General features: G+C 69.7%; 12 protein-coding genes. 9 read left to right on the forward strand and 3 right to left on the reverse strand.

The window, feature by feature from the left end; all coding sequences use genetic code 11:
* Positions 1-9: 9 nt before the first annotated feature.
* Positions 10-1,089, forward strand: coding sequence for an inositol-3-phosphate synthase (locus ACZ6S0_RS28075; RefSeq protein ID WP_465922296.1), 1,080 nt, complete (start codon positions 10-12; stop codon positions 1,087-1,089).
* A gap of 75 nt (positions 1,090-1,164) precedes the next feature.
* Here ACZ6S0_RS28075 and idi read toward each other — a convergent pair whose 3' ends face one another.
* Positions 1,165-1,749, reverse strand: a complete 585-nt coding sequence (gene idi, locus ACZ6S0_RS28080) for an isopentenyl-diphosphate Delta-isomerase (RefSeq protein ID WP_465922297.1) — start codon at positions 1,747-1,749, stop codon at positions 1,165-1,167.
* Positions 1,750-1,854: 105 nt separating this feature from the next.
* Here idi and ACZ6S0_RS28085 point away from each other — a divergent pair, with 105 nt between their 5' ends.
* Positions 1,855-3,144 (forward strand): MFS transporter, encoded by a 1,290-nt coding sequence (locus tag ACZ6S0_RS28085; RefSeq protein ID WP_465922298.1) that lies wholly within the window; start codon positions 1,855-1,857, stop codon positions 3,142-3,144.
* Here the strand turns inward: ACZ6S0_RS28085 and ACZ6S0_RS28090 are convergent.
* Positions 3,124-4,524, reverse strand: coding sequence for a CCA tRNA nucleotidyltransferase (locus ACZ6S0_RS28090; RefSeq protein ID WP_465922299.1), 1,401 nt, complete (start codon positions 4,522-4,524; stop codon positions 3,124-3,126). The genes ACZ6S0_RS28085 and ACZ6S0_RS28090 overlap by 21 nt on opposite strands.
* 385 nt (positions 4,525-4,909) lie before the next feature.
* Here ACZ6S0_RS28090 and ACZ6S0_RS28095 point away from each other — a divergent pair, with 385 nt between their 5' ends.
* From ACZ6S0_RS28095 to trxA, 7 genes are all read left to right on the forward strand, one after another.
* Positions 4,910-7,036, forward strand: coding sequence for a DUF6049 family protein (locus ACZ6S0_RS28095; protein ID WP_465922300.1), 2,127 nt, complete (start codon positions 4,910-4,912; stop codon positions 7,034-7,036).
* Complete coding sequence (murJ, locus tag ACZ6S0_RS28100; protein WP_465922301.1) at positions 7,033-8,637, forward strand: murein biosynthesis integral membrane protein MurJ; 1,605 nt, start codon at positions 7,033-7,035, stop codon at positions 8,635-8,637. Before ACZ6S0_RS28095 ends, murJ begins: the two co-directional genes overlap by 4 nt.
* 166 nt (positions 8,638-8,803) lie before the next feature.
* Positions 8,804-10,324, forward strand: a complete 1,521-nt coding sequence (locus tag ACZ6S0_RS28105; protein WP_465922302.1) for a protein kinase family protein — start codon at positions 8,804-8,806, stop codon at positions 10,322-10,324.
* A gap of 15 nt (positions 10,325-10,339) precedes the next feature.
* Positions 10,340-10,975, forward strand: a complete 636-nt coding sequence (sigM, locus tag ACZ6S0_RS28110; RefSeq protein ID WP_127937855.1) for an RNA polymerase sigma factor SigM — start codon at positions 10,340-10,342, stop codon at positions 10,973-10,975.
* A complete protein-coding gene (locus tag ACZ6S0_RS28115; protein ID WP_465922303.1) occupies positions 10,965-11,882 on the forward strand; it encodes an anti-sigma factor family protein in 918 nt (305 codons plus the stop codon). The genes sigM and ACZ6S0_RS28115 overlap by 11 nt, the downstream gene beginning before the upstream one ends.
* A gap of 152 nt (positions 11,883-12,034) precedes the next feature.
* On the forward strand, positions 12,035-12,967 hold the full coding sequence (gene trxB / locus ACZ6S0_RS28120) for a thioredoxin-disulfide reductase (protein WP_344878878.1): 933 nt from the start codon (positions 12,035-12,037) through the stop codon (positions 12,965-12,967).
* 10 nt (positions 12,968-12,977) lie between these two features.
* Complete coding sequence (gene trxA / locus ACZ6S0_RS28125) at positions 12,978-13,292, forward strand: thioredoxin (protein ID WP_465922304.1); 315 nt, start codon at positions 12,978-12,980, stop codon at positions 13,290-13,292.
* Positions 13,293-13,422: 130 nt separating this feature from the next.
* On the opposite strand, the gene ACZ6S0_RS28130 is transcribed toward trxA, so the two are convergent.
* Positions 13,423-14,040, reverse strand: a complete 618-nt coding sequence (locus tag ACZ6S0_RS28130) for a GNAT family N-acetyltransferase (RefSeq protein WP_344878870.1) — start codon at positions 14,038-14,040, stop codon at positions 13,423-13,425.
* Positions 14,041-14,094 lie beyond the last annotated feature (54 nt).

Genomic DNA, 14,094 nt, shown 5'->3' on the forward strand with positions numbered 1-14,094 from the left:
GCGAGTGCGATGGGTTCGGTTCGCGTGGCCATTGTCGGTGTCGGCAACTGCGCGTCGTCGCTGGTCCAGGGCGTTCACTACTACAAGGACGCGGACCCGGACACACGGGTCCCGGGCCTGATGCACGTGAAGTTCGGCGAGTACCACGTCGGCGACGTCGAGTTCGTCGCCGCGTTCGACGTGGACGCCAAGAAGGTCGGGCGCGACCTGTCCGAGGCGATCGTCGCCAGTGAGAACAACACCATCAAGATCTGCGACGTGCCGCCCACGGGGGTGACGGTCCAGCGCGGCCACACCTTCGACGGCCTCGGCGAGTTCTACCAGGAGATCATCGAGGAGTCCGACGAGTCGCCCGTCGACGTGGTCCAGGTGCTGCGTGACAACCGGGTCGACGTGCTGGTGTCCTACCTGCCCGTCGGGTCGGAGGAGGCCGACCGCTTCTACGCGCAGTGCGCGCTCGACGCCAAGGTCGGGTTCGTGAACGCGCTGCCGGTCTTCATCGCCTCCGACCCTGAGTGGGCCGAGAAGTTCACCGAGGCCGGGGTGCCGATCGTGGGCGACGACATCAAGTCACAGGTGGGCGCCACGATCACGCACCGGGTGCTGGCCAAGCTGTTCGAGGACCGCGGGGTGGAGCTGCTGCGCACGTACCAGCTCAACTTCGGCGGCAACATGGACTTCATGAACATGCTGGAGCGCAAGCGCCTCCAGTCGAAGAAGATCTCCAAGACGCAGTCGGTCACCTCGCAGATCCCGCACGAGATGGGCAAGGCCGACGTGCACATCGGGCCGTCCGACCACGTGCCGTGGCTGGACGACCGCAAGTGGGCGTACGTGCGGCTGGAGGGGCGGTCGTTCGGTGACACGCCGCTCAACCTGGAGTACAAGCTCGAGGTGTGGGACTCCCCCAACTCGGCGGGGATCATCATCGACGCGGTGCGCGCGGCCAAGATCGCGCTCGACCGCGGCATCGGGGGGCCGATCCTGTCGGCGTCCTCGTACTTCATGAAGTCGCCGCCGGAGCAGTACTCCGACGACGAGGCCCGCGACTACGTCGAGAAGTTCATCCGGGGCGAGGTCGAGCGCTGACCCGCTGACCTGGGCCCCCGGTCGCGGCGCCGTGCCCTCGTAGCGGGGGCGCGGCGCCGTGCGCGTCGGCCTGCCTCAGAGCCGGGCCGCCGCGGGAAGGGCGGTGCTCGCGGCCGGCTGCCAGGAGAGCGGATCGGCGCCCAGCTCGGTCAGCAGCGGCACCTGCTCCCTGCACCAGGGCGAGATCGCCAGCAGCCCGTTGAGCGCGCCCTCCGCGAACTCCTTCCACGGCATCCACCGCGTCTCCCCCACCTCTTCCGGGTTGGGCTCGACCGGCCCGTCGGCGACCACCCGGTAGACCGGGCACAGCTCGTGCTCGACGATGCCGTTGGCCATCGCCGCGCGGTAGGAGAAGGAGGGCAGCATGAGGTCGGCGCCCTCGGCCGTGAGCCCCAGCTCGTAGGAGAGGCGGCGCAGGACCGCGTGGTCGAGCGGCTCGCCGGGCAGCGGGTGGCCGCAGCAACTGTTGGTCCAGACACTCGGCCAGGTGAGTTTGTGGTCGGCCCTCCTGGTGAGCAGCACCCTGCCTTCGTGGTCGAAGACGTAGCTGGAGAACGCCAGATGGAGGGGGGTCTCGCGGCCGTGCACCGACGCCTTGGGAGCGGTGCCGACGGCGCGGCCGTCGGGGTCGACCAGCACAACGTGTTCCTCGATGGTCACGCTATGAAGCGTACGAGATCACCCAGGCGATCCGGAACCCGAAGTTCATCTGTCCTACCGATCTCCGGGCATCCTAAAGCACGGACACGGGGCTAGGCTGACGGCGTGTCTTTTGTCGCCGATCTCCGCGTGGTCCTGCGGGGGCGAGATTTCAGGCGGCTGTTCGGCACTCGGCTGGTCTCCCAGTTCTCCGACGGGATCTTCCAGTTCGCGGTGGCCGGATTCGCCTTCTTCAGCCCGGAGAACCAGACGACCGCGATCGAGGTGGCCGCCGGGCTGGCGGTGCTGCTGTTGCCGTACAGCCTGCTCGGGCCCTTCGTGGGCGTCTTCATCGACCGCTGGCCGAGGCGGCAGATCCTGGTGGTGGCGCCGTTCGTACGCGGCATGCTGCTGCTGGTGGCGGCCGGGCTGGTCGCCGCCGACGCGCCCGATCCCGCCTTCTACGCGGCGGCGCTCGGCGTGCTCGGGGTCAACCGGTTCTTCCTGGCCGCGCTCGGCGCCTCGCTGCCGCACGTGGTGCCGCCCGAGCGGCTCATGGCGGCCAACGCGGTCACGCCGACGTCGGGCACGGTGATCACGTTCGTCGGCGCGGGCGTGGGCTTCCTGCTGCGCGAGATCTTCGGCGGCGACGACACGGGCGTGGCGCTGCTGCTGGTCACCTCCGGCGTGGTGTTCACGATGAGCACGCTGGTGGCGCGGACGATGGACCGCCAGTTGCTCGGCCCGTGGTCCGACCCCGAGCGTCCGCAGGCGCGCGAGGCCCTGCACAACGTGGTCGCCGGGCTGCGCGACGGCGCCCGGCACCTCGCGCACCGCCGCATGGCCGCCGCCACCATGGGCGCGATGGCCGCCCACCGCTTCCTGTACGGCATGTGCACCGCGACGGGCATCATCCTCTACCGCTACTACTTCTCCCACGGCGACCCCGAGGCCGCGCTGCGCGGGCTCAGCGTGGTGGTGGCCGTCTCAGGAGTCGGCTACTTCCTCGCCGTGATCGTCACCCCGTACGCGACCGAGCGGTTCGGGATCGGCCTCTGGGTGCAGATCGCGCTGGTGGCGGCCGGGGCGCTGGCGGCGGTGCTGATCCTGCCGTTCCAGGAGTGGGGGCCGCCGGCGGCCGGGTTCGTGCTGGGGGTGGCCGGGCAGAGCGTCAAGATCTGCGCCGACACCACCGTCCAGCGCGACGTGGAGGACATCTACCGGGGCCGCGCGTTCTCGATCTACGACATGCTCTTCAACGGCATGTACGTGCTCGCCGCCGCCCTGTCGGCGCTCATCCTGCCCGCCGACGGCAAGTCGTACGCGGCCGTGATGATCATCGGGGTCGGTTACGCCGCCGCGGCGCTCGTGTACCGGATGGTCATCACGCCGTCGTCACGCGCCGAGGTCGTCTGACCGAGACCACTCCAGCAGTGCCTCGGTGGCCGCCTCCTTGCCGATCACGCCCTTGTCGAGCCTGAGTTCGAGCAGGAACTTGTACGCCTTCCCCACCACCGGCCCAGGCCCGACCCCGAGCACCCGCTGGATCTCGTTGCCGTCGAGCTCGGGCCGGATCTTGGCCAGCTCTTCCTCCTCGGCGAGCCTGGCGATGCGCTCTTCGAGGTGGTCGTAGGTCCGCGACAGCGCCAGCGCCTTGCGCTTGTTGCGGGTGGTGCAGTCGGCCCTGGTCAGCTTGTGCAGCCGGGACAGCAGGTGGCCGGCGTCGCGCACGTAGCGGCGCACGGCGCTGTCGGTCCACTCGCCGGTGCCGTAGCCGTGGAAGCGCAGGTGCAGCTCGACCAGCCGGGCCACGTCGGACACGACGTCCTTCGGGAACTTCAGCTCGGCCATCCGCCGCTTCGTCATCTGGGCGCCGACCATCTCGTGGTGGTGGAACGACACCCGCCCCCCTGGCTCGTGCCGCCGGGTCTTGGGCTTGCCGATGTCGTGCAGGAGCGCCGCCCAGCGCAGGACGCGGTCGGGCTTGCCGTCGTCTTCCTGCGCGATGGCCTGGTCGAGCACGGTCAGCGAGTGCTCGTAGACGTCTTTGTGCCGGTGGTGCTCGTCGATCTCCAGGCGCAGCTTGGGCAGCTCGGGCAGCACGTGGGCGGCCAGGCCCGTCTCGACCAGCAGCCGCAGGCCCTCGCGGGGGTCGGCGCCGCAGACCAGCTTGTCGAGCTCGTCGCGGATGCGCTCGGCCGAGACGATCTCGATGCGCTCGGCCATCTCGGTCATCGCCGTCACCGCCCGCGGGTCGACCGCGAACCCGAGCTGCGAGGCGAACCTGGCGGCCCGCAGCATGCGCAGCGGGTCGTCGCCGAACGACCGCTCGGGGGGCCCCGGCGTGCGCAGCAGCCTGGCGCGCAGGTCGGACAGCCCGCCGTAGGGGTCGACGAACTCGTGGCCGGGCAGCCGCACCGCCATCGCGTTGACCGCGAAGTCACGGCGTTCGAGGTCGGCCTCCAGGGTCTCGCCGTACATGACGTCGGGCTTGCGCGACTTGGGGTCGTACGACTCGCTCCGGTAGGTCGTGACCTCGATCTGCCAGTTTCCCTTGCGCAGGCCGACCGTGCCGAACTCGATGCCGATCGTCCACACGGAGTCGGCCCAGTCTCTGACGATCTCGAGCACCCGCTCGGGGTGGGCGTCGGTGGTCAGGTCGAGGTCGTTGCCGCTGCGGCCGAGCAGGATGTCGCGCACGGGGCCGCCGACGAGGGCCAGCTCGTGCCCCTGGGCGGCGAACAGGCGGCCCAGCTCGTCGGCCACCGGGGCGATCTTTCTGAACAGGTCGTTCATGCCCTGCTGCTGGCTTTCCGTCAGAGTTGAGTCGGTCAGAGTTGAGTCGGACAAAGCAGAGTCGGCCTTCTTGTGTGCTTACCGTCGGTCCACGGACCGTCGGGGGCATGGAATGCGGCAAGGAGGACTATATGAAGGACGCCCCCGCGATCCACCGCCGGCTCCTCGCACACCAGGTCCATCATGAGATCGTAGCCTTCCGCGTCCCATGACACGCGCGGAAGAGCCGCCGGGGACGGTCCCGCGACCTGCCGGCACCGCCACCAGGAAAGATCGTCGGCCTACGGCGTCCGCGGGCCGGAGCGTCACGTGCGGCGGTCGCACGACGGCACTGAGCCCGTACCATTGCGGGCGTGCGTCGTCGTAGTCCAGGCCGGGCCTCCGCGTGATCCGTAAGGCCACGCTGATCGCCACGCTGTCCGCCGCGTTGCTCGCCCCCGTCATGGCGGTGACGCCGCACCAGGCTGCCGCGAAGCCGACCGCGAACGCGGCCGCGAGGCAGACCGCCTCGGTGTCGATCTCGTCGATCACGCCCGACGTCCCCAAGAGCCTGACCGACCAGATCACGTTCAGCGGCACGGTGCGCAACGACACCGGCTCGACGCTCTACAACGTGTTGATCCGGCTGCGCTACGAGTCGCAGCCGTTCGCCGACCGCGTCACGATGAGCTCCTACGCCGCCGACCAGAGCCTCACCACGCTGCCCAGCGCCGTCTCCGGCAGTTCGCGGGCGGTGATCCCGTCGCTGGCCCCCGGGGCCTCGCTGCGCTGGGAGTTCACCGCGACGCCCGTGCAGCTCGGCCTCCGGTCGTTCGGGGTCTACCCGATCGCCGTCGACGTGGCGCCCAACGGCGTGCCGCTGGTCGCCCAGCGCACGTTCCTGACGTACGCGCCGCCCACGGTGCCGAAGCTGCCGCAGAACAGGCTCTCCGTCGCGCTGCCCGTCATCGACCAGCCGCGCCGGGGCACCGACGTCGACCCGCAGAGCGGCAAGCCGCTGTTCGTGGACGACAAGCTGAGCCAGTCGATCGCCGGCCGGGGCCGCCTGGCCGACCTGGCCACCATCGCGCAGTCCGCGCCTGACAGCGTCACGTGGGTGATCGAGCCGTCGCTGCTCGACGACCTCAACGCGATGGCCAAGGGCTACGACGTCAAGACCAAGGACGGCCCTCAGGCCAAGCCGCCCAGCGCCGCGGCCACGCAGTGGCTGACGACCATGCGCACGGCGCTGGCCGCCTCGCCCGTGGTCGCGGTCCCGTACGCCGATCCCGACGTGGCCGCGCTGGCCCACCAGGGGCTCGACACGCAGACCGACCGCGCCGTCAAGCTGGGCGGCCAGACGGTCGCCGCGACGATCAGCCCCAACACGAAGACGAACATCAACTGGCCGCCCGCCGGGGTGCTCGACGCCGACGCGCTCGACCTGCTCTCGGTCAGCGGGGTCAACACCGTCCTGCTCAACTCCACCAACCTGCCGCCGCAGGCGCCCGTCACCACCACGCCCGACGCGGCCACGACGCTCGACGCGGTCAGCGGCCCGGTCACCGCGCTGGTCGCCGACGCCGAGCTGAGCCGCATGTTCGAGCCGGCCTCCGGCACCTCCACCCTGCTCAGCACACAGCGCTTCATCGCCGAGACCGCGATGATCGCCTCCGAGCCCGGCCAGACCCGGTCGAGGTCGCTGGTCGTCGCCCCCTCCCGCCGCTGGAACCCCAACCCGACGCTCGTCACCGCCCTGCTGAAGACCGCGGAACGGCTGCCGTGGCTGAAGCTCAGCCCGCTGGACACGGTCAAGCCCGGCAAGGCGTCCGTCCCACGCGCCGGCCTGACCTACACCGCCGCGGACCGCAAGGAAGAGCTGACCGCCAACTACCTCGCGCCGGTCAAGGACGCCTGGTCGAAGGCGGAGCGCATCGCGCAGGTGTTCGAGAAGGAGGAGCCGTCCCGCTTCGAGACGGCGGTGCTGCGGCTGACCTCCTCCGCCTGGCGCAACAGCACCCGTACGGGCCGCGCCGTCACCAAGCTGGTCGGCACGGCCGTCGACGCCAAGACCGCGCAGATCCAGATCACCGGAGAGGGCCCCGACCAGCCGCGTACGCTGGCGGGCAGCAACGGCGTGGTGCCCATCAGCGTCAAGAACGAGATGGAAGCCCCCGTCGAGCTCTACCTCGACGTGAAGTCCGACGACCCCGAGCTGCTCACGGTCAGCCTCACCCCGGACACGAGGGTGATCAGCACCGGGCAGATCACCACGTTCCAGGTGTCGATGAGCGCCGCCCCCGACACCAGCGGCGACGCGACCGTGACCGTCCAGCTCATGACCGCCGACGGCCGGCCGTACGGCGAGCCGCAGCGGCTGACGATCCGCACCACCGGCTACACCGGGATCGCCCTGGTGATCGTCGGGGCGGCGCTGACCGTGATGCTCGCCGCGGTGGTCACGCGGCTGCTGCGGCGGCGGTCGGAGCGCAAACTCGCGCGCGCCAAGTCCCGGGAGAGTGAGACCGAATGAGCCGCATGCTTCGGGCCAGCGCCATCATGGCGGCGGGCACCATGGTGTCCAGGGTCACGGGGTTCGTGCGGACCATGGTGCTGGCCTACGCCATCGGCACGGCGGCCCTGGGTGACGCCTACAACGCCGCGTACGCCATCCCGTACAGCATCCTCGACCTGCTGCTCCTGGGAGTGCTGAGCAGCGTCGTGGTGCCGATGATCATCCGGGCCCAGCAGCACGACGACGACGGCGGCCGGGCCTACGAGCAGCGGCTGCTGACGATCTCCACGGTCGCGCTGGCCGTGGTCGCGGTGCTCGCCGTGCTGGCCGCGCCGCTGCTGATCGACCTCTACACCGACTGGGCCCCGGGCAGCAGGAGGTTCGAGGTCGCGGTCACGCTGGCCCGCTTCATCCTGCCGCAGCTCGCCTTCTTCGGGGTGGGCGCGGTGGCCGGGGCCATCCTCAACACCCGCGACCGCTACGGCGCCCCGATGTGGGCCCCCGTGCTCAACAACCTGGTCGTCATCATCGTGTTCGTGCTCTACACCCTGGTCGGCACGGGCGCCGACATCGCCCAGGCCACCGACGGCGACCTGGCGCTGCTCGGTCTGGGCACCACGGCCGGAATCGTGGCGCAGGCGGCGGTGCTGATCGTGGCGCTGCGGCGGGTCGGGTTCAGCTTCGTGCCCCGCTTCGACCTGCGCAACGCCCGGCTGGGCGAGATGGGCAAGGCGGGCGTGTGGACGATCGGCTACGTGGTGGTCACCCAGCTCGGCTTCATGCTGACGACCAACCTGGCCAGCGCGGCGGGCAGCCTGGTCGAGGGGCACGGCATCAGCCCGTACACGCTGGCCTTCCAGCTCTTCCAGCTCCCGTACGGCGTGATCGGCGTCTCGGTGATCACCGCCATGCTGCCGCGCATGAGCCGGGCCGTGGCCGAGGGCCGGTTCGGCGACGTGCGTGCCGAGTTCGGGTCGAGCGTGCGGCTCGTCTGCTCGCTGATGGTGCCGGTGTCGCTGCTGCTCATGGTGCTCGGGCCGGCCATCACCGTGCCGATCTACGGGCACGGGGCCAACAGCGTCGCCGACGCCGTCTACATCGGCAACGTGTTGCAGGTCTACGGGCTGGCTCTGGTGCCGTTCGCGGTGTTCCAACTGCTGCTGCGGGTCTTCTACAGCTTCGGCGACACCAGGACTCCGGTGTTCATCGGGGCGGGGACGACCGCGGTCAACGCGCTGCTCATGGTGCTGCTGTACCTGGCGCTGCCGCCTCGCTACGCGGTGATGGGGCTGGCTCTGGCGTACGCGATCGCGTACGCGCTGGGCGCGACCCTGGCGTGGTGGCTGGCCGCCCGCCGGGTCCAGGGGCTGGGCGGCTGGGCCGTCGGCATGGCGATGACCAGGATGTACCTCGCGGCGCTGCCCACGGCGGTGCTCGCGCTGGCCGCGGTCTGGATCTTCACGGGCGTCTTCGACGGGCTCCGCTTCCTCAACTCGGTGATCGTGCTGGGCATCGGGGGCGGGCTGGGCATGCTGCTCTATCTCGCGGTTGCCCACAGAATGCGCATCCCCGAGGTCAACTCGCTCGTTGGGATGGTCGCGAGGCGGGTAGGTCGGTAAAGAACGCGGGCGGAATCTACTCGGCACTACCATGGAGCCCGACACGCGCGAATGGAAGCAGGAGGGGCGTGGGCGGATCCACCCGGCATAACGTGCCTTCGTGGGACATGACCACGCAGGTGAGTCGAGTCATGAGTACGCCCGATCGGCCAAGCGGAGTGAGCCAGTGAGCAGCACGTCGGCCGTCGAACCCGGCACCCGTCTAGCCGAACGCTTCCGGTTGGAAGATCGCGTCAGCGAATCCGACGGCGCGACGTTGTGGAAGGCCATCGACGAGATCCTCGCCCGTCCCGTGACGGTGCACACCTTCTCGCCCGACTTCCCGCGCGTCCACGAGGTCGTCACCGCGGCCCGCGCGGCGAGCAGGCTCACCGACCCGCGCCTGACGCAGGTGTTCGACGCGGCCGAGGAGGACGATCACGCCTACGTCGTCAGCGAGTGGGTCAACGGCGAGTCGCTGACCGACCTGCTGGCCGCCGGGCCGCTGGAGCCCGAGCGCGCCGCCGGGCTGGTGGCCGAGGCCGCCGAGGCGCTCGCCCACGCCCACGCGGCGCAGCTCTACCACCTGTGCCTGCGCCCCTCCCACCTGGTGTGGACGACCGGCAACACGGTCAAGGTGCTCGGCGTGGCGGTCGACGCGGCCATGTACGGGCTCACCACCGACCAGCCGGCGCTCGACGACGCCGAGGGCCTGGGCCGGCTGCTGTACGCGGGCCTGACCGGCCACTGGCCGGGCGACGAGGAGGAGGGCGGGCTGCCCGCCGCCCCCATGAACGACGGCCACTTCTGCACGCCCCGGCAGGTCACCGCCGGCGTGCCCGGCTACCTCGACGCGGTCACCGTGCGGGCGTGCCTGCCCGAGTCGCGCAGGGGCCAGAGCATGCTGACCAGCCCGTCCGAGGTGGCCGAGTCGCTGGCCGACGTGGCCAGGCCGATGCCGATCCCGATCTCCTACCCCTCGACCCCCGCGGTGGCCTCGGCGTCCCAGACCGAGGGCCTCGACATCGCCCACCGGCAGGCGGCCGCCATTCCCACGCTGCCGCCTCTGCCGCCGCGCCGGATGTCCGGCAACGGCGGCGGCGGCACGGTCAACCGGGTGCTGGTGACGCTGCTGGTGCTGCTGGTCATCGCCGCGGTCGGCGTCGGCGCCTGGACGATCGGCCGCAGCCTGGGCAGCCCGACCGCGTCGCAGACGGCCAGCGCGCGGCCCAGCGACCCCGCGGCGGCCTCGGTCGAGGCCAAGGTGGTCAAGCCCGACAAGGCCCAGGGCTTCGACCCGCTCGGCGACAACGAGGAGAAGTCCGAAATGGCCAAGCTGGCCATCGACGGCAAACCGGACACGTTGTGGAAGACCGAGACCTACAGCAGCGCCGAGCTGGGCCGGCTCAAGGACGGCGTGGGCCTGCTGCTCGACATGGGCGAGTCGATGCAGATCAGCGACGTGGTGGCGACGCTGTCGCCGGCCCAGGGGGCGACCGTCGAGCTGAAGGTGGGCGACTCCCCCGAACTGGGCGCGCTCAAGACCGTGGCGACGGCGAAGAACGCGGCGGGCAAGACCACGCTCACCCCCGAGCAGGCGGCAAGCGGTCAGTACGTTTTGATCTGGTTTACGCGTGTTCCGATGGATGCGGGCACTTTTCATGGCACCATCTATGAGGTAGTGGTGCACTCCCCCGGATCGGCATAATCAGGAATCCCTCTTGTGAACTCCCCACCCGAGACACCCTCAGCAGCGGAGCGGCCGGCAGTCACAGACGCCGAGCTGCTGACCGCGCACATCAACGGGGATCCACACGCCTTCAGCGAAATCGTCAAGAGGCACCGTGACCGCATGTGGGCGGTCGCCCTGCGTACGCTCGGTGACCCCGACGAGGCCGCCGACGCCGTGCAGGACGCCTTCGTCTCCGCCTACCGCAAGGCCGCCACGTTTCGCGGCGAGGCGGCCGTCACCACCTGGCTGCACCGCATCGTGGTCAACGCCTGCCTCGACCGGATGCGACGCAAGTCCGTCCGGCCGGTCGCCGACGACGAACTCATCGAGGCCGCGGAGCGCGAGACCCCGCTGCCCGACCAGACCGTCGAGCGCGAGGTCTCGATGGAGGTTTCTGCCGCTCTGAAGCTGCTGCCCGCCGACCAGCGGGCGGCGCTGGTGCTGGTGGACATGATGGGCTATTCGGTCGAAGACGCAGCTCAGGTGCTTCAGGTGCCCAGTGGCACGGTGAAGAGCCGGTGCGCCCGAGGGCGCGCGAAACTTGCCCCAATTCTTTCGCATCTGCGGAACCGATCGGACCTCAATCGCGTCTCATCCGCGAAGGGAGCAGAACTTCGTGACGGGTGATACGCACTACGATCTTGAGATCCTCGCCGAGCTGGCCGAGGGTCTCTTGGACGCTGCCACGGCACGCCGGGTCCGCGAGCATCTCGCGGTCTGCGACCCCTGCGGGGAGTCGCTGGCGGACCTGGCGGCGGTTCGCGAGGTCCTGGCCGCGACCCCCACACCGGCCATGCCGATGGGCGTCGCACTGCGCATAGACCAGGCCCTGGCCGCCGAGGCCGAGTCCTCCAGGCGGCGTGGAAGTGTCGGCCTCGCCGAACCACCTGACTGGGACGAGCTGATGCGGGACGCCCCGTGGGAGCGTCCGGTCGAGGTCCCCTCGCCGGTGGGAGGGGCCGACGTCCCCGAGCCGGTGCGCCTCGGCGTGGTGTCCGACGACGGCACGATCGTCCCGGCCAGAAGCCGTACGGTCCGGCGGCGGCGCTGGGCGATGCCCGCGATCGCGGCCGCGGCGGCGGCCGTCGTGGTCGGCACGGCCATGGCCGCCACCAACCTGGTGGTCGCCGGGGGCGATGACAGCGGCGTGAGCGTCGTGCCACCCGCCGCCCTGCCCCCGAAGCAGTCTCCGGCGCCGACGAAGTCCGCGACCAGGGCCAGGGCGTACGCGCTGACCGACAGCGGCCACAACTACAGCGACCCCGAGCTGCGGATGTCGCTGCAGAGCTTCCTCGGCCCCGCGCCCATGCTGCACAGCGACTCCAGCGACGCCGACAAGGTCGCCGAGTGCGTCACCGCGGTGTCCAACCGGTCCAAGCTCGACGTGTTCGCGGTGGACCAGGGGCAGTACAACGGCCAGGAGGCCCTCATCGTCACCTCCTGGAAGCAGCAGGCCACCAAGAAGATCCGCATCGACGTCGTCGACCCGTTCAACTGCAAGAACCTGCGTAAGCCCGCGCTGGGCCGCTGGTAACGGAATACCTGCGGTAACGGAAAGCCCACGTCAGAGCCCGCTTCGGCGGGCTCTTTCGTTTGTCCCGGCGGTGTGGGGTAGGGCTGGGGAATCACGGCGGCCTAGGATCTGTTGACGCCGATGGCAACAGCAGACGAGGAAGGCGTGGAGCGTTGAGCGACGTTCGTAACGTGATCATCATTGGGTCCGGCCCCGCCGGTTACACGGCGGCTGTCTACTCCGCACGCGCCGAACTCAAGCCGCTCGTCTTCGAGGGCTCCGTGACCGCGGGCGGCGCGCTCATGAACACGACCGACGTGGAGAACTTCCCCGGGTTCCCCGACGGCATCATGGGCCCCGACCTGATGGACAACCTTCGCAAGCAGGCCGAACGGTTCGGCGCCGAGTTGGTGGCCGATGACGTGGTCGAGGTCGACCTGAAGGCCAACCCCAAGGTCATCAAGACCCACAGCGAGACCTACTACGCCAAGTCGGTCATCCTGGCCATGGGCTCCGGCTACCGCGAGCTGGGGCTTGACAACGAGAAGCGACTGTCCGGTCACGGTGTGTCCTGGTGTGCGACCTGTGACGGGTTCTTCTTCCGCAACAAGGACATCGTGGTCGTCGGCGGCGGCGACACGGCGATGGAGGAGGCCACGTTCCTGACCCGGTTCGGGCGCATGGTCACGGTGGTGCACCGCCGCGACTCGCTGCGGGCGAGCAAGATCATGCAGGACCGGGCGCTCTCGAACGACAAGATCCGCTTCGTCTGGGACTCCGAGGTCGCCGACGTGCTCGGCGACACCAAGGTCGAGGCGGTGAAGCTGCGCAACGTCAAGTCCGGCGAGGAGTGCGAGCTGGCGACCGACGCGCTGTTCCTGGCCATCGGCCACGATCCCCGTACCGAGCTGGTCAAGGGGCAGATCGACCTCGACGAGAACGGCTACATCAAGGTGGCCTCCCCCTCCACCGCGACCAACATCGAGGGCGTGTTCGCCGCGGGCGACGTCGTCGACCACACCTACCGCCAGGCCATCACCGCGGCCGGCACCGGCTGCGCCGCCTCGCTCGACTCCGAGCGCTGGCTGGCCAACAACGAGAAGTAAGGAGCGCACCGTGAAGGCTGTCACCGACGCCACTTTCGAGTCCGAGGTCCTCAAGAGCGACAAGCCCGTGCTGGTCGATTTCTGGGCCGAGTGGTGCGGCCCGTGCCGTCAGGTCGCGCCCATCCTGCAGGAGATCGAGAAGGAGCATGGCGACAAGCTCGAGATCGTCAAGCTGAACATCGACGAGAACCCCGAGGTTCCGCGCCAGTACGGTGTGCTCCAGATCCCCACGTTGAACGTCTACCAGGGTGGCGAGGTCGTGAAGCAGATCATCGGCGCCAAGCCGAAGGCCATGCTGCTGCGCGAGCTCGAGGGCATCATCTAGCCCGCCCCGCCCGGTGACTCGCCCGTCGGGGCGCGCTTCGCCCGCCGACAGCCCCTCGCGGATCTCTGGCCCGCGGGGGGCTTTCGCGTGTGTGCCCGCCTGCCGGGCGTTGGGTGGCCCTGTGGGGCTCTCAGACGGGGCGTAGCGCGCGTTCCGGGCTCATGGAGCCGAGGAGGCGTTCCAAGGCGACCTCGACGTCCTCACGCCACGAGACGGCGCTCTTGAGTTCCAGTCTCAACCGCGGAAAACGCAAATGCGGACGAACTGTCTTAAACCCCACAGAAAGCAAGTATTCCGCCGGAACTATACAACTAGGCTCTTCCCACTTCAGGTCCCCAAAAGCTTCAATGGCTTTCACACCACGCCGCGTCAGGTCTTTGGCCACGCCCTGGACCAGCATCCGCCCCAGCCCGCCACCCGAGAACTCGGGAACGATGTGCGCCGTCATCAGCAGCACCGCGTCGGCGCTGACCGGCGAGGTGGGGAAGGCCACCGAACGCGGGGTGTAGAGCGGCGGGCTGTAGACCACGAACCCCGCGGGAGCCCCGTCGACATAGGCGATTTTCCCGCAGCTCCCCCATTCGAGCAGGGTGCCGGAGATCCATGCCTCCTTCTCCAGCCCGGGGTCACCCGAGTCGACCGCGCGCTCACCGCTCATCGGGTCGAGCTCCCAGAACACACACCGCCGGCAGCGGCGCGGCAGATCTTCGAGATTGTCCAGGGTTATGTTGACCAGCCGGCGCGACAACTACGGCCCCTATCGTTGACCAGGAAAAGCGCGCGAAAACCGCGTCTACAGGTG

This window comes from Nonomuraea sp. NPDC051298, assembly GCF_055586305.1.

Coding starts and splice junctions, on each gene's coding strand:
- murJ (WP_465922301.1), top strand. CDS start 7,033: ATGAGCCGCATGCTTCGGGCCAGCGCCATCATGGCGGCGGGCACCATG.
- ACZ6S0_RS28090 (WP_465922299.1), bottom strand. CDS start 4,524: ATGAACGACCTGTTCAGAAAGATCGCCCCGGTGGCCGACGAGCTGGGC.
- ACZ6S0_RS28075 (WP_465922296.1), top strand. CDS start 10: ATGGGTTCGGTTCGCGTGGCCATTGTCGGTGTCGGCAACTGCGCGTCG.